This is a genomic window from Photobacterium sagamiensis, from assembly GCF_050337085.1.
Lineage (GTDB): Bacteria > Pseudomonadota > Gammaproteobacteria > Enterobacterales > Vibrionaceae > Photobacterium > Photobacterium sagamiensis.
The window spans coordinates 282,468-298,466 of the sequence record NZ_JAKJSP010000011.1; the positions used below are offsets into that span (position 1 = coordinate 282,468).

General features: G+C 46.1%; 11 protein-coding genes. 6 read left to right on the forward strand and 5 right to left on the reverse strand.

Annotated elements, in window-relative coordinates; genetic code table 11:
* Nucleotides 1–71: 71 nt before the first annotated feature.
* Nucleotides 72–980, reverse strand: a complete 909-nt coding sequence (locus L4D76_RS02290; protein ID WP_428439305.1) for an META domain-containing protein — start codon at nt 978–980, stop codon at nt 72–74.
* Between the two features lie 154 nt (nt 981–1,134).
* Here L4D76_RS02290 and L4D76_RS02295 point away from each other — a divergent pair, with 154 nt between their 5' ends.
* Nucleotides 1,135–2,424 (forward strand): rhodanese-like domain-containing protein, encoded by a 1,290-nt coding sequence (locus L4D76_RS02295; RefSeq protein WP_428439306.1) that lies wholly within the window; start codon nt 1,135–1,137, stop codon nt 2,422–2,424.
* Nucleotides 2,425–2,512: 88 nt separating this feature from the next.
* Here the strand turns inward: L4D76_RS02295 and L4D76_RS02300 are convergent, their stop codons facing one another.
* Nucleotides 2,513–3,421: an aldo/keto reductase gene (locus tag L4D76_RS02300; protein ID WP_428439307.1), complete on the reverse strand. Its 909-nt coding sequence runs from the start codon at nt 3,419–3,421 to the stop codon at nt 2,513–2,515.
* 707 nt (nt 3,422–4,128) lie between these two features.
* The gene (locus L4D76_RS02305) at nt 4,129–4,590 is read right to left on the reverse strand and encodes an RNA-binding S4 domain-containing protein (RefSeq protein ID WP_428439308.1); all 462 of its coding nucleotides are present in this window, start codon (nt 4,588–4,590) and stop codon (nt 4,129–4,131) included.
* 194 nt (nt 4,591–4,784) lie between these two features.
* On the opposite strand from L4D76_RS02305, the gene L4D76_RS02310 reads away from it, so the two are divergent.
* Nucleotides 4,785–5,642: a PA4780 family RIO1-like protein kinase gene (locus tag L4D76_RS02310; protein WP_428439309.1), complete on the forward strand. Its 858-nt coding sequence runs from the start codon at nt 4,785–4,787 to the stop codon at nt 5,640–5,642.
* Between the two features lie 406 nt (nt 5,643–6,048).
* Entirely contained in the window at nt 6,049–8,136 is a 2,088-nt protein-coding gene (gene fusA / locus L4D76_RS02315) for an elongation factor G (RefSeq protein ID WP_428439310.1), read from the forward strand.
* Between the two features lie 123 nt (nt 8,137–8,259).
* Here fusA and L4D76_RS02320 read toward each other — a convergent pair whose 3' ends face one another.
* A complete protein-coding gene (locus tag L4D76_RS02320; RefSeq protein WP_428439311.1) occupies nt 8,260–9,732 on the reverse strand; it encodes a C69 family dipeptidase in 1,473 nt (490 codons plus the stop codon).
* A 181-nt stretch (nt 9,733–9,913) separates the two neighbouring features.
* The gene (torS, locus tag L4D76_RS02325; RefSeq protein ID WP_428439312.1) at nt 9,914–12,868 is read right to left on the reverse strand and encodes a TMAO reductase system sensor histidine kinase/response regulator TorS; all 2,955 of its coding nucleotides are present in this window, start codon (nt 12,866–12,868) and stop codon (nt 9,914–9,916) included.
* An 80-nt stretch (nt 12,869–12,948) separates the two neighbouring features.
* Between torS and torT the strand changes: the two genes are divergently transcribed.
* The 3 genes from torT to L4D76_RS02340 all read left to right on the forward strand — a co-directional run bounded on the left by torT (nt 12,949) and on the right by L4D76_RS02340 (nt 15,921).
* Entirely contained in the window at nt 12,949–14,043 is a 1,095-nt protein-coding gene (torT, locus tag L4D76_RS02330; protein WP_428439313.1) for a TMAO reductase system periplasmic protein TorT, read from the forward strand.
* Between the two features lie 161 nt (nt 14,044–14,204).
* Nucleotides 14,205–14,663 carry a methylglyoxal synthase gene (locus tag L4D76_RS02335; protein WP_428439314.1) on the forward strand — a complete coding sequence of 153 codons (459 nt, stop codon included), beginning with the start codon at nt 14,205–14,207 and terminating at the stop codon, nt 14,661–14,663.
* 277 nt (nt 14,664–14,940) lie between these two features.
* Nucleotides 14,941–15,921: an alcohol dehydrogenase catalytic domain-containing protein gene (locus L4D76_RS02340; RefSeq protein ID WP_428439315.1), complete on the forward strand. Its 981-nt coding sequence runs from the start codon at nt 14,941–14,943 to the stop codon at nt 15,919–15,921.
* The last annotated feature ends 78 nt before the right edge of the window (nt 15,922–15,999 follow it).

Genomic DNA, 15,999 nt, shown 5'->3' on the forward strand with positions numbered 1-15,999 from the left:
CCCCTGCGAGTCATATATTGAAACTACAAGCAAAGAGCAGGCCAAGCGAAGGATTTACCCGATACCATGATTCACTTTTCTCTGGTCGCGGTAAACAACATCACTCCGGCATCCGATCCCTGACCATAACTCAGCCCAAGCTTTCCGGCGTAGAAAGAGAACTGATGTACGTTTTGTAATTGTTGTAGATAACGGGTTTCTGCTTCTGATACATCGGGATCACTACAGGCTTTTCGGGTAACTGCAGGTTGATACACCGTTATTTCGCCAGGAAGATCACCGACTTTCATCGCAGCAAGGTAATTATTACAACCTGATTGACCGATAAATTTTCCATTTTTATACACCAGTGTAATAGCCGTTAATGAGGAGTCCGGTTCATCATGTTTCCAATCCTCCAATACCCATTGGGTGCCGCTCAGCACTTCCGGTACCAATCGGAGGGTCGCCTTGGCGGATTGTTCTTCTTGCAAAGAGCGGCCATCAAATTGCCATAAGCGTTCAGCCACTTCTCCCGGGCAGCAAGCCGCATCATCAGGGCCGGCTTGCACCACATCGAGTACAATCTTACTGTTTTCAATACGCAAGTCGCGGATCCTGACCCGATCACCCACTAACTCGGTGGCAACATTGTCCAACTGATCCTGTTGCTCATCCACCACCGCCAGATACAAGAACTGTCCGGTTCCGCCCGATGTATAGTTAAGCAGGACAACAGCTTCATCGTTACCATCACCATCGAGATCGCCTGTTACCACTAAATCTTCGATAAGCCGCACTTGTGGAGCGACAGCACCACCGGGCTGATACGGTTCGCCTTCCCATTTACCGTCAGTCAGTAACACAAATTCTTTTTGATCATTGAATCCGGAATAGCTCGCTTTTTTCAGTGCCGGCAACATCAACGGATCATTCTCAGCTTCTGACTGCGGGCTGACTGTCGCCAATAATGCCATCAGTACAAATAACGCTAACCGCATCGGCTTCTCCTGATTATTTTTTCCGCCATATTCACTTAAGCATATAAACAATTGGGGCAATACATATCGTATTTTGCATGAAGATGATCAAACGCTTTTTTTCCTGAGCTTTAGTTCTCTATAATCAGATCTCTTCAATCAATTAGGTTTTATGATGCACGCTATCAGCAAAACAGCATTACCTGTCATCATGCTTATCAGCTTTGATTTACAAGCCATCACCTTTGACGACCTATTAGTTAAACCCTCTTCGGATATTCAGGTAATAGACTGTCGCTCCAGCAACTACTATAACGGCTGGCCGGAAGCTGAAGCTAAACATGGTGGGCATTTTCCTGGTGCAATCAATATAGATGCAGACTGGCTGAAAAGTATCGAACCCGCGGAATTCAAGCAACTGCTGAGCGAGAAAAAGGTCATGGTTGATAAACCGACCTATTTATATTGTGACGATACGGCAAGCGCACTTGTGAGCTCAGCCCTGAAAGAGCAAGGTTTAACCACGGTTAATACCATCGACCAACCAATTAAGCTGTATTCTGGCCAACTCGATGCTTTGCCTCGCTTCCAGCAACTGGTCACGCCTGAATGGGTAAAACAAGTCGTGGAAGGTAAGCAGCCTCATTATGCCCCCCAAAAAGAGTATAAATTAGTAGAGGTTGCCTGGGGGCCTCCAACTAAATATTTAGTCTCTCACATTCCAACTGCGCTGTATCTCAATACCAATGACATTGAATCTGAGCCATGGTGGAACCGGGTCAGTGACGAGAAGTTAACCAAGGTTATTCGAGAACTGGGCATTCGTTACGACACCACGGTGATCCTGTATGGTCGTAATAACATGGCTGCCGCCCGCGCTGCCAACATCATGATGTATGCCGGTGTTGAAGATGTGCGTTTGCTTAACGGTGGGTGGAAGGCCTGGGTTAATGCCGGATACGTCACCGAACCGATGCTAAAAAGCAACAACACATCCGTCGATTTTGGCCGAAAGATCCCTGCGAACCCAGATATGATCATTGATGTAGCTGAAGCTAAGGTCATGCTGAATAAGGCGCCTGATACGCAATCATTAGTCAGTATCCGAACCTGGGACGAATATATCGGCAATACCAGTGGTTATAAGTATATCGAACCCAAAGGACGTATTACCGGTTCTAAATGGGGTCACGCCGGTAGCGATGCCAATCATCTTGAAGATTTCCGCAACCCTGATGACACCATGAAAAGTGCTAAAGATATCGAAAGTCTCTGGCAGCAATGGAATATCAATCAATCACAGGAAGTCTCTTTCTATTGCGGTACCGGCTGGCGTGCTTCTGAAACGTTCTTCTACGCCTATGTCATGGGATGGGAAAATATCAGCGTTTTTGATGGCGGCTGGTTCGAATGGAGTGGTGATAAAGCCAATCCGACTTCGACAGGCGAAATTTCATATCAATAGGGATAAGAAATAGCCTTAAATAAGCCACCATCCATTAGTTAATTTATGGTGGCTTATTTATTGGTACAGTGTTTTTCAGGATCGTTGATTATGGCACACCATGGCCTTTCGACGCAGCCCATACACGGAACCACTGCTCACGCGTCAGCTCAATACTGAGAGCTTCAACTGCCGCTTGCACTCGCTCTATCTTACCGGAACCGATGATTGGCAATGGATTCGATGGCAGACGCTTCACCCACGCGTAAATCACCTGATCGATACTTGCCGCACCTACTTCCTGACGAATGGCTTCTAACTCGTTGCGTACACGAACTTGTTGCTCTGACTGGCCAGAGAAAATATCGCCACCAGCAAGGCAAGACCAGGCCATCGGTTTAGTACGTTTCATTTGCAGTTGATCTAACGTGCCATCATGAACGACTTCAAAGTTCAGAGGATTAATTTCAACCTGATTAGTCACCAGAGGTGCATCCAGACGCGATTGCAACAAGTCGAACTGAGTATGGGAGAAATTCGACACACCGAAATGGTTCACCTTGCCCTGCTGTTTGAGTTCAGAAAAAGCTTCTGCAACTTCGTCGGCATCCATTAATGCGTCAGGCCGGTGGATCAGCAAGACATCGATATTCTCAACATGCAGACGAGATAATGAGTTATTCACAGAACCAATGATGTGCTGCTTACTGGTGTCGTAATGGTTGATTTTGCGATTAGGAAATTGCTCTGTGCATAAATTGATATCGCACTTTGTCACTATCTCGATTTGCTCGCGAATGCTCGGTTCCAGCACGATGGCTTCACCAAATAACTGCTCACACGAATAACCACCATAAATATCAGCATGATCGACCGTGGTTATTCCCAGCTCAATGTGCAGCTTCAAAAATGACAAACGCTCCTGCGCTGTCATGCCCCAATCAGCCAGACGCCAATAACCTTGAACAAGTTCAGAAAATTGTGGGCCTTGCGGGGTTAATTCAACTTTTGCAACCATGATCTTTTTCCTCCCGAAAAATCTGTTTCCATCCTAGGCTTGTTTCGCAGGAGCCGCAATGCTACAAACGGAATACCTCGAACTGGAGTACGGGTTAGGACAAATTGACAAACACCTGACACTCACTCTATTGCATACTTTTTGAACACTTTGGTAGCATAAAAAAACACCATGCAAACATTGTTTAAAAAGGTGCCCCTATGTCAAATATTACAGTATCAGGTGTATACCCAAACCACCTTAAGATGCAGAGTTCAGCGAGAATTCATTGGCTTTTAGTCAAGGCAGCCATTTGAGTAAATAGTGGTTCTATTTAGAGAATGGCTAACACAGAATAAAAGCCAATAAAACTCGCCCTTTGGGAGCTCCTCTGGAAAATCACTTCTTCACAAAATGTATTTGAAAGGGAGCGCCATTCCTACACACATTTCATTCGAATTGAGTTCCCAGAGGAAGCTCTGAATCTCGCATCTTAAGGTGGTTTGGGTATAGAACGTTCGAGATCAGTATTGGAAGGGTAAAGAACCCATAAATGCCCATTCGATAAAAACAGCTCATCAGCCTGTCATTATCGAAGATACAAACATGAGTTCAACTATTGATAACTTTACCGGTTATTCGAGCCGAGGAGATGCACCGCCAGCCACTGCAGTGGAAGCCGGCTCAAGAATTGACTTTCATGTGTAGCCATTCCCTGGCCAGTCACCTTAAAAGCTGATTAGCTTACGCCCTGTCGACTGGTCAGCTTTACTGGCCTCTTTGGGCTGTGATGACTTCTTCTGGCTGCCTTTATTACTGTTATTACTTTTGTTAGCTTTCTTATTGGCCGTACTTTTATTGCTTGGTTTAGCATTCTTTTGTTTTGGCTTGTTATCTACTGATTTCTTTGATTTCGGCTTTACGACTTCTTCTGACGGTTCCTGAACGGGCTGATCACAAAGCACCACATAGTATTCTTCATTAAATTCGACCAAATCACCGTCATACATTTTACGGCGTTTACGTTGCTCGAGTTCGCCGTTCACCGCCACATAACCTTCCGCGATAGCAAATTTGGCTTCACCACCACCACTCACCGCATTGGCAATTTTCAACACTTTATATAGTTCGATTGGCTGAGAAGAGACCTCAATACCAATCGCTTCAACTTCAATTTCTTCCTGAGACATTTGCCTGGCTCTAATAGTTACCAATTAATAATGTGAATTCTACCGCACAAAGCCAGCTTAGGGTTAGCAATGTGTAAGGTACGCTGTAGCAACGGGAGTAATTCAAAGGGTGTTGTTCAAAATCAACCTGGGCCGGAATAACATTATGCATAAAAAAGTTCGTGCTAATGGCAAGTTTAAGGTATAAAGACGCGATGAAAATACCGAAACGAATCCAGCCTCTGGTTGATGACGGCTTAGTGGATGAAGTCATCCGCCAGCTGATGAGTGGCAAAGAAGCCAGTGTCTATGTAGTACGCTGCGGCAATGATGTCCGCTGCGCGAAAGTCTACAAGGAAGCGGATAAGCGCAGCTTTAAACAAGCCGTGCAATACCGAGAAGGCCGCAAGGTACGAAATAGCCGCCGCGCCCGTGCGATGGAAAAAGGCTCCAAGTTCGGCCGTGATCAGCAAGAGCAAGTTTGGCAAAATGCCGAAGTCGATGCGCTCTATACGTTAGCGGCTGCTGGTGTACGAGTCCCCCAGCCTTATGGCTGCTTTGACGGCGTCTTGCTAATGGAGCTGGTCACTGATGATGAAGGTATGGTTGCACCACGCCTGAACGATGTATCAATGTCTGCCGAACAAGCTCGTGAAGACCATGTCATTGTGATGCAATATGTGAAGCGCATGCTTTGCGCCGGGCTGATACATGGTGATCTGTCAGAATTTAATGTCTTGGTGGATGGATACGGCCCCGTCATTATCGACCTTCCTCAAGCTGTCGATGCCGCAGCCAATAACAATGCTCAATGGATGCTGGCGCGAGATGTCAATAATATGACGAGCTACTACGCTCAGTACGCCCCCGAACTACTAGACAGCCAGTACGCCAAAGAAATCTGGGCCCTGTTTGAAGCCGGTGAATTGCACCCTGACGTTGAACTCACGGGTCACTTTGAAGAAAGTACAGAAGTGGCTGATGTCGATTCCGTGCTGGAAGAGATTAAAGCGGTTTTTGCCGAAGAACAAGATCGTCGGGAACGACTGCGCGAAGCCGAAGAGCTGGGATAATCCAGCTCTGTTTTCTCGGGTTGAGCAAATATCTGGGCTGGGCTGTTTCAGTCGTATTTTAAAAAGGAACAGCCAGAAAGTTTCTCTACTGTGACTTAGATATACTACTTACAGATATGTCCTTGTGATTTCTGCGTTATTATTATGCAGATTTTCTGTTGGTGATAAAAAAGCTTCAGCCGCGAAAAACAATTACCCCAGAGAGACTAAACTAAACGACAAGATCCTGCCGTTCACTAGCCCATTTGCGCCAACAAATACTCGCTAGAAAGCAACATTTGGCAGTCTTTCTGAAAAAAGCGACACGAATGCTCATCAAATGACCCTAAACCTATGTTCTGTTCACAGTAATAGGTGATATACTCCGGCACCGAACTGTGAACCTCATTTTCTATAGAGTAAGACAATGACAGATTTATCTAAATACAGAAACATTGGTATTTTCGCGCACGTTGATGCGGGTAAAACCACAACTACTGAGCGTATCCTTAAGCTTACTGGTAAGATCCACAAGACCGGTGAAGTTCATGATGGTGAATCAACAACTGACTTCATGGAACAGGAAGCTGAGCGCGGAATAACTATCCAGTCAGCAGCAGTTAGCTGTTTCTGGAAAGACCACCGTTTTAACGTTATCGATACTCCTGGACACGTTGACTTTACAGTTGAAGTATACCGTTCACTTAAAGTACTTGATGGCGGTATCGGTGTATTCTGTGGTTCTGGTGGTGTTGAGCCTCAGTCAGAAACTAACTGGCGTTACGCGAACGACTCAGAAGTTGCACGTATCATCTTCGTTAACAAACTGGACCGTATGGGTGCAGATTTCATTAACGTTGTTGAGCAGATCAAGAAAGTTCTTGGTGCTGTGCCACTAGTTATGACTCTACCAATTGGTCGTGAAGACGATTTCGTTGGTGTTGTTGACATACTAAGCCGTCAAGCATACGTTTGGGATGACACAGGTCTTCCTGAAAATTACGAAATCAAAGAAATCCCTGCGGATATGGTTGATGACGTAGAAGTTTACCGTGAAGAACTAATCGAAACTGCTCTAGAGCAAGACGATGACCTTCTAGAAGCGTACATGGAAGGTGAAGAGCCTACGATTGAACAAGTTAAAATGTGTATCCGTCGTGGTACTCGTGACTGTTCTTTCTTCCCTACGTACTGTGGTTCTGCGTTCAAGAACAAAGGTATGCAACTTATTCTTGATGCTGTTATCGATTACCTACCGTCTCCAACGGAAGTTGATCCACAGCCGCTAACTGATCCAGAAACTGGTGAGCCAACTGGCGAAGTAGCGACTGTATCTGTTGACGAGCCACTAAAAGCGCTTGCGTTCAAAATCATGGACGACCGTTTCGGTGCTCTTACTTTCATCCGTATCTACTCAGGTAAACTGAATAAAGGCGATTCTATTCTTAACAGTGCTACTGGTAAGACTGAACGTATCGGCCGTATGGTTGAAATGCAGGCAGATGAGCGTAACGAACTTTCAAGCGCACAAGCTGGTGATATCATCGCAGTTGTTGGTATGAAGAACGTTCAAACTGGTCACACTCTTTGTGATCCTAAGCACGAATGTACGCTTGAAGCGATGATCTTCCCAACTCCAGTAATCTCGATTGCTGTAACGCCTAAAGATAAAGGCGGTTCTGAGAAAATGGGTATCGCGATCGGTAAAATGGTTGCAGAAGATCCATCTTTCCTAGTTCACACTGACGAAGAAACTGGCGAAACCATCCTTAAAGGTATGGGTGAGCTTCACCTAGATATCAAAGTTGATATCCTTAAGCGTACTTACGGCGTTGACCTTATGGTTGGTGCTCCTCAGGTTGCTTACCGTGAAACTATCACTCAAAAAGTTGAAGATAGCTACACACACAAGAAACAGTCTGGTGGTTCAGGTCAGTTCGGTAAGATCGACTACATCATGCAGCCAGGCGAACCGGGTTCTGGCTTCTCATTCAAGTCATCAGTAGTGGGCGGTAACGTTCCTAAAGAATTCTGGCCTGCAATCGAGAAAGGCTTCAAGGGCATGATGGACACTGGTGTTCTAGCTGGTTTCCCTGTTCTTGACGTTGAAATTGAACTTCTAGATGGTGGCTTCCACGCAGTCGATTCATCTGCAGTAGCATTTGAAATCGCAGCGAAAGGCGCATTCCGTCAGTCTATGCCTAAAGCTGGTGCTCAACTTCTTGAGCCTATCATGGCTGTAGACGTGTTCACTCCTGAAGATCACGTTGGTGATGTTATCGGTGACCTTAACCGTCGTCGTGGTATGATCAAAGACCAAGCCGCTGGTCTAACAGGTTCTCGTATTAAAGCAGACGTTCCTCTTTCAGAAATGTTTGGTTACATCGGTCACCTACGTACAATGACTTCTGGTCGTGGTCAGTTCTCTATGGAGTTCGCAAACTACGCACCATGTCCAGCAAACGTTGCTGAAACAGTAATCGCAGAAGTTAAAGCAGCTAACGCGAAGAAGTAATTCTTCCCTTTAAGCTTTAACTGATATAACCCCGATAGTGAAAGCTATCGGGGTTATTTTTTGTATTGCGTAAAGAAAAAGCCTCCGAAGAGGCTTTTCGTTATTTGAATATCCCTGTTGGGATCACAAACTCATAATTTTCTTAAACTCTTCTTCTGAATATTTCTTCTCGGTACTTTTAGTTAAGTCGGTCATCATTTTGTAGCGAATTTCAGTGGCCATCGTTAAGGTGCGCTGCAATTGTCCATAAGAATAATCAGATGCCATATCCAATGCGGCTTGTTTATCTGACTTGTACAGCGTTTTTAGAGTCTGATCCATATTACTGACCTGCTTATACAACTTGGTTTCTTCTTTATCCCAAATGGCTTTCAGCATCGGCAAATATTTCTCGGGCTTAGCTGTCGCTAATGCCGTCAAGCTTCTAAATTGCCAGTAAGCAGAATCATCGGTGTAGGTATCGCTACCGATAGTGTATGGGGTTGGATAGTCTTGCAAATTGCCATACATCGGTACCAATACCGATTCAGCCAAAACACCATAACTCTGCCAGATCATCCCCTGCAGTTCATGAGGCATCTCTTTACGCAGCTGAATAATGTGCGATTCTAACTGCCGTTCAACACGCATGGGACGCTCGCCATCTTCTGCCAGTGTTGTCCCTTCGTAGGTTGCACTCAGAACATTCGCCACATCTTGTACTGAGAGTTTGCTATCGGGCTTCATAAACAATGGATACTGTTGCTGACGGGTTTCCTGCTTGTTTGAGGCCGTGAGCATATTCTGCCCCAGCCATTCACGGTCGACGTTGTACGTATCACCGATAACACCAAAGGCTTTGGCAAAGTTGAATGACTTAGGGTCGGGGGTTTGTAGCAGCTGATTCTCTTTTACAAATTCCAGCAGCCCTTTTGAGTGCATGATATTTTTATCATTGAGGTTAACGCCATGTACCCGCAAACCGTTCGCAATCATGGCATAACTGTCGTCTGGTACTTTTGCCGCAATCCAGTGATGGCCAGAGCCTATCTCAAATAACCAGGCTTCATTGACGTCGGCAATATACAGGCTATTCCCTTCTCCTGACCCATAGGTTTCAATATAGTGACCCAGTAATTCAACCCCCTCTTTCGCGGTTTTGACCTGCGGTAAAATGAGGGTCGGAATAATGGCTTCAATGATGCCATCATCAATCAGTGGATCAGCAGCTTTGGCATTATCATTCAATTCCGCACTGGTTGTGGCTGAAACCGCCACATTGAATTCGTTAATACCACGTTCTTCGTAATATTTACCCGCACTGTCAACGGTATTCGCATCCCAATCTGGAATCGCAGAATAGGCATAGAACTGGGCAGGCATCGGCACTGTCAGGCCATTGCCAAGCTTCCACTCGCCCGCTTCATTCATCTGTGCCGGACGGTAAGCCAGATATTTATTCCAATTATTAATACCAAAATCTTCGTTTCGGGCAATCATGATACTGCTATCAACAGAAGCCCCTTTGCCGACAATCAATCCAGTACATGCGTTAGCGCTCATGCTTAATGCTGACAAGATCGCAGCCGACAGTAAGGTGACAGAAGTTTTGTTCATCGTATCTCTCCATGCGTCATTATTATTTTGCTTATTAATTGCACGGTCAGTTTATTCCCCTAGCAAATGCAATTATGTGCAGACAATCACACCATTTATAGACAAGAAACTAGAATTAAAGAAATAAGGCATGGATCCCGATTTAGTCTTAACTTGTGACTTTACTGAGCAATTATTACTATTATTCCGAAATAAACGCCGCTTCCAGTGCTTGTTTGGATTGCTCGAATACATCGGCAAGGTCATCAACGTTCAGGCCATCAACAGAACCTTCTTTACCTGCTTTTTCAAACACTGAACACCTGTCGTGCAAACGTATCAGCCCCATGGTACCAGCTGCGCCTTTGAGAGTATGGGCGTGGTTGGATGTTTCATTCATATCACCAGCCTCAATTGCTGCTTCGAGCTTTTGCAGCGTTTCACCGGATGATGTCGCAAAAAGCTTGATCAGGCGCTGGACCTGAGCTTCGCCTAACACCTGCAGATCATTGCCCAATACGGATTCTCGTAAAATTGGCTCATCAGTCAGCGTTTTCACTTCACAAATGTCAGCTTCAACCGTTTCCGCCTCTTCCAGCTTCTCCTCCACCGCCAGTGCTCCTTGTTCTATCACCACGCGTTTATCCCCTTTCAGAATACTATTGATGGTCTCAATTAACTGCTTTTCAACCAATGGTTTGGGTAAGAAACCTGCAAAACCGGACGTAAGATAGATTTCTACTTCTTCGCGGAATACATGAGCAGAAAAAGCCACCATCGGGGTTGGCTCATGCCACGATTCAACGTGCTTAGCATCTTCAATTCGGCGCAAACGGTGAAGCAGTGTCACCCCATCGGTATCGGGTAAATGTATATCGAGCAGTGCCATATCAAACTCATGCTCGCGATAAGCTTGCTCAGCAGCTTTACCGTCTGCGGCAATAACAACGGTATGGCCCAGGCGGTTAAGAAAGCCTTCCGCTACCAGGCTGTTTACCGGATTATCCTCCACCAGCAAAATAAATGCCGACGGTACGTTCATTACCTGCTTCTCAATAACTTGAGACTGCTTACCTTGTTCCAGTTGAATCGTGAACCAGAAACAGCTGCCTGCATTCAATGTGGAGTGCAGGCCTATCTCACCATCCATTGCCGCAATAATATGCTTGCTGATAGCGAGTCCCAAACCGGTTCCGCCAATCGCTTTGCGGCCCTCTTCGGCCTGATGGAAAGCGTTAAACAGAGTCTCTTGCTCACTCTCTGCAATACCAATTCCGGTATCTTCTACCTTAAATAACAGCTCATCAGCCTGCTGCGGATTCATGCCTACCTGAATTTTCACATGGCCTTCATCGGTAAACTTAATGGCATTGCCCACCAGATTCACCAATACCTGACGAATACGGGTCGCATCACCAACCCAAATATCATTGATCTGTTCATCAATATCGCAGATCAGCTGAATACGCTTCGCCAATGCGCGGCTCTCAAGCATGTTATAGACATCGGTAAGCAGTTCAGACAATGAAAAATCTGCAGAACGAATATCCAGGTGTCCCGCTTCAATTTTGGAGTAGTCGAGAATATCGTTAAGGATATCGAGCAAGGTTTCACCACTGCGGTGGATCACCTCCAGATATTTCGCCTGTTGGTGATTAAGCCCGGTATCCCCCAATAACGATGCGGTGCCTAATACCCCATTCATTGGGGTACGAATTTCATGGCTCATGGTGGCGAGAAAGGCAGATTTTGCCCGGTTGGCTTTTTCAGCCTCAGCTCGCGCTTGATAGTGGTTCTTCACTTCAATATTTAAGCGCGCATTGATTTTTTCCAGTTCACTGGTTCGCTGTGCCACCAGACCTTCCAGACTGGTTTTATGCTGCTGCAGTTCATGGCGGATTTTTGATTCAACTTGCGCCAGACGATAACGTTCTGAGGCGGTATCACGTGCAACTATGATCGCTCGCCCCATCTGGGCCAGCTCATCGTCACCTTTAATTGTTAAGCTAATTTCCAAGTCGCCACGAGCCAGCGACAGCAGTGCCTGGCTGTAGTCATTGATCCGACGGATCACGCGGGCATACACAAAACGCCACATGATCAATACCAGTGCCAGCATACCAATCGCTGAGATACCAATCAGACTATTTCTTGCCAGTGTCAGGGTGTCGTCCACTTCGGATATCGCAAGCTGAGTATCCTCATTGGCAGCATCTATGATGTCATCAACCCGGGTGTTTAGCTGTTGAAACAAAATCAGATTCTGTTGATCGAGCCGCTCAACATCTTGTTTGGCGTGCAGCAGCTGTTCCAATGTTGCAAAAAGCAAACCTCCTCGGTTTAATCTTTCGGTCAACTCCCCCAACTGCAAAGAACGATTAGGATCTTCAACCGATTTCACCCGATGGCTCATCACGCTAATGGCATTCATAAAGCGGGCTTTCAACTCGGAAAGTGCTTTGATATCTGTCTGTCGATTAGAATCATCAAGTATATTAATCACCTGAAGCGATAAGAAACGCAGTTCGAACAAGCGCTCCGATAAATCCATATCGACTTCAACCAAGCTATCAAGTGCTTGATATACCGCCGAGTTGTCTCCCGCTGCCACTAAATCATAGATACGTGAAACGTTAGCAACGGCAATGGTGTTGGCATTAGAAACCTGAGATTGCGATAAAGAATCAATCTGCTGTGTCGCCGCCGACATTTCGTCGGTCAGAAGATGGACTTGCTCTTGCAGATCAATCTGGCGTCCCACTAACAGCCCTAACAACGCTAAGTTATCGACAATGTTTTTGACGTCTTCTTCCAATGGCGTCATCAGATCGGTCTCAAATGAATACCGATCTAACGCTTTCAGGCTTTTTTTCAGCCCTTCGATATGAATAGTGAGTGCCCGCCCCTGTCGTTGGCGTTCACTTTCATCTTTCGATTTCGCCAGTACCTGAGCCGTAAAAATAATACGTGTACTAAGATCGGATAGTTGCCGCGCTTCTGCCAGTGCCGGCACCGCAGAATTAATAACGGTGCGTTCGGTTTTAGCAACCAGCGAGAAACCGGCCACACCAATGATCACGGCAATCATCATCAGCCCGGCCATGGCTGAGAAGGCTAACAGTAGTTTTCGACCAATACTGTTTCGGGTAAATGACATAGATCGGTACCATATATCTAAAAATTGGGTTTAACCCCACCACAGAAAGCATTACTATTTTGCCAGCGATATAGGTATAGATGCTAATAATGATGTTCAAAATGCGCGTTTTTTCTTTTTTATTCCTCTTTTTATCTTTCCACTCAGCGTATGGGAGGCAGGTGATCACCCATCAGCCACCATTTGCGGTCGATAAAAAACCACAGTCAATTCTCTATCAGCCACTTCAGTCAGCCTCAAAACCGTGGAAAATTTGTGCGGTATATCCGCACCTGAAGGATTCTTACTGGCTGTCTATTAATTACGGCATGATTGAACAGGCGAAACAAACGGGCATTCAACTCACGGTGTTAGAAGCGGGTGGTTACCCTAATCTGGAAAAACAACAAACGCAGCTGAGTTACTGCCGTCAATGGGGCGCAGATGCCATTATTTTAGGTACGGTAGACAGCAGAGCCTACAACGGGATGCTTTCTCAACTCACGGGTAATATACCCGTTTTTGCTACCATTAATGATATCGACATGAATGATCCTGACATTCAACAGCATGTTAAAGCGAAGGTTGGTGTTGATTGGTATTACATGGGAAAACAGACTGGTGATTTTCTGGCTAAGCGCCACCCCAAAGGCAGTGGTAAAGTGAAGGTCGCCTGGCTGCCGGGCCCAAAGCAACGAGGCGGAACGAAGCCTGTGACCCAAGGATTTCACGACGCAGTGAAAAACAGTGATATCGAAATCATAACCACCCTATGGGCTGATAACAGCAAAGAGCTGCAACGTAATCTGATCCAGCAACTTTTCACCTCCCATCCGGACATTGACTATATTGCAGGAGGTGCCGTGGCCGCGGAAGTGGCTATCAGTGAATTACGGGCAAAAAAGAAAACAGATGACATCAAGATCGTGTCAACTTACCTCAGTCATGGTGTCTATCGCGGCCTGCGCCGGGAAAAAATTCTGTTTTCTCCAACCGATAAAATGGCCCAACAAGCCAAGCTCTCTATCGATCAGGCTATACGGTATCTGGAAAATAAACCCGTGGAATTGGATCTGGCCCCAATAATTGAGCCATTAACACCCAACCATTTACCCGATCAGGTCATCCTTGAATCCTTATCTCCTGCAGAGTTCAGACCGGCTTTCAATGTGATTAATCATAAAGTCGTGCGTTAGGTGTGTGTGAGGATATTCCTCTTAGGAGGTGCTTATTGAAAATCAATGAGCCAGCTTATACTTTCAAGTATTTAGATTGTACAACGCAAGTGAGCTCTGATATTAATGCTGCTATAAATGATAACTCTATTCATTAATGGATATGAAGATTGGAGCGCTACATGCAAGTCACAACGCGTACTATGCAAAAAAGCAAGCACATCGCTTTAGTTGCACACGATAACTATAAAAAACATCTTCTGCGCTGGACACTAGAGCACAAGGACAGACTGAAAGATCATGTGCTTTATGCCACCGGAACTACGGGCCATCTGTTGACCAAAGAAACCGGCCTGAATATCAACTGCATGCTAAGCGGCCCGTTAGGTGGCGACCAGCAGTTAGGTGCGATGATTTCAGAAGGCAAAATCGACATGATGATTTTCTTCTGGGATCCATTAAATTCTGTGCCGCACGACCCGGATGTGAAGGCCTTACTGCGTATCTCTGCAGTATGGAATGTTCCGGTTGCTACCAACCGCGCCAGCGCCAACTTTATGATCACCTCCCCTATGCTGGCTCAGGATGTGGACATCGAAATCCCGGATTACGACGCCTATCTGGCTGAGCGCACTCTTTAATACCAATAGAGACAATAAGCCAGATTGGTATGATTCAGACTATAAGCCTTCAGTTCACTGAAGGCTTTTTGCTCTCGAGATCCTAGCACCCCGCCCGGCTTTCCCTCTACGACCTCATAGTTCATAACCCATCTCTCATAAAGAAGACTTATTAGTCCAAATTGAGGCAAGATTTTATTATTGGATATATGCTGATTGGTATAAGAATAAGATTATAAACAGTTATTGCTATTTCAAACGCTTGAGATGCGATGCGCGATAAATGAGGTAGTGGCATATGAAAGCATGGAAACTGACCCTGCCGGAAGGGCTGGCGTGTCTGAAACTCACCACAGCCCCGATACCCACTCCTTCCGCAGGTGAAGTGTGCGTAAAAGTGGCCGCCGTCGGGCTAAATCCAATGGATTATAAGCTGGCCTGCTGGGGTTATGCTACCTGGCAGTACCCGCAAATTATCGGTCTTGATGTTACCGGTACTGTCGTAAACGTGGGCCGAGATGTCATCAATTTCAAGCCCGGCGATCGGGTTCTCTTTTTTGCCGACCCCCGCTCTGCCGGTGGGTTTGCTGAATATGCCACCTGCAAAGCAATGGCTGTCAGCCGTATTCCCGATACACTCGAATTCCATCATGCTGCCGCGCTGCCCTGTGCAGGTTACAGTGCCTGGCTGGCGGTTTATGACAAGTTACGTATTGAAGCCAGCCAGCAAATTGCCATTACCGGCGCAGGAGGAGGTGTCGGCGGGTTTGCCGCCCAATTAGCGAAACTGGCGGGCGCTACCGTTTTCGCCATTGCCGAAAAAAAACACCATCAGCGGTTGTTAGGTTATGGTGTCGATGCCGTCATCGATCCAGATAAAGAAAATGTAGCAATGAGACTGTTCGAACTGACAGAAGCTCAGTTACTGCATAGTGTGATTGACTGTGTATCGGCAAAGTCGGGCAGTATAATGAGTGCCCTGATCCGCTATAACGGTCAAATCGTCATGGTCGCGGATCAGTTCAACCAAGTACCATTACTGGCAACCACCAAGGCACTGAGCATACATGAAGTCGCCTTACACGGCACCTTTGCACATGGTACCGCTGAGCATATTCACCACCTCGCCGATATCGGAAACAGCCTGAGCAATCTCGTTGCAGAAGGCAAGCTTGACCCGATGGTTGAACAAGTCTTGCCTTTTGAGCAACTTACCGACGGCCTGCAACAACTGAAAGATCATCGCCATAGCGGCAAACTGGTGGTCAAGGTCGGATAATACTCATCAGGCCTTGGTGGCCGTTTTAGAACGCCAGTTCTAAATGTTAATGCAATAAACCTCTTGACTTAGAGCATA

What these genes read in the sequence shown, in the direction of transcription:
- L4D76_RS02290 (WP_428439305.1), bottom strand. Translation starts at nt 980, where the DNA reads ATGCGGTTAGCGTTATTTGTACTGATGGCATTATTGGCGACAGTCAGC.
- L4D76_RS02295 (WP_428439306.1), top strand. Translation starts at nt 1,135, where the DNA reads ATGCACGCTATCAGCAAAACAGCATTACCTGTCATCATGCTTATCAGC.
- L4D76_RS02300 (WP_428439307.1), bottom strand. Translation starts at nt 3,421, where the DNA reads ATGGTTGCAAAAGTTGAATTAACCCCGCAAGGCCCACAATTTTCTGAA.
- L4D76_RS02305 (WP_428439308.1), bottom strand. Translation starts at nt 4,590, where the DNA reads ATGTCTCAGGAAGAAATTGAAGTTGAAGCGATTGGTATTGAGGTCTCT.
- L4D76_RS02310 (WP_428439309.1), top strand. Translation starts at nt 4,785, where the DNA reads ATGAAAATACCGAAACGAATCCAGCCTCTGGTTGATGACGGCTTAGTG.
- fusA (WP_428439310.1), top strand. Translation starts at nt 6,049, where the DNA reads ATGACAGATTTATCTAAATACAGAAACATTGGTATTTTCGCGCACGTT.
- L4D76_RS02320 (WP_428439311.1), bottom strand. Translation starts at nt 9,732, where the DNA reads ATGAACAAAACTTCTGTCACCTTACTGTCGGCTGCGATCTTGTCAGCA.
- torS (WP_428439312.1), bottom strand. Translation starts at nt 12,868, where the DNA reads ATGTCATTTACCCGAAACAGTATTGGTCGAAAACTACTGTTAGCCTTC.
- torT (WP_428439313.1), top strand. Translation starts at nt 12,949, where the DNA reads ATGCTAATAATGATGTTCAAAATGCGCGTTTTTTCTTTTTTATTCCTC.
- L4D76_RS02335 (WP_428439314.1), top strand. Translation starts at nt 14,205, where the DNA reads ATGCAAGTCACAACGCGTACTATGCAAAAAAGCAAGCACATCGCTTTA.
- L4D76_RS02340 (WP_428439315.1), top strand. Translation starts at nt 14,941, where the DNA reads ATGAAAGCATGGAAACTGACCCTGCCGGAAGGGCTGGCGTGTCTGAAA.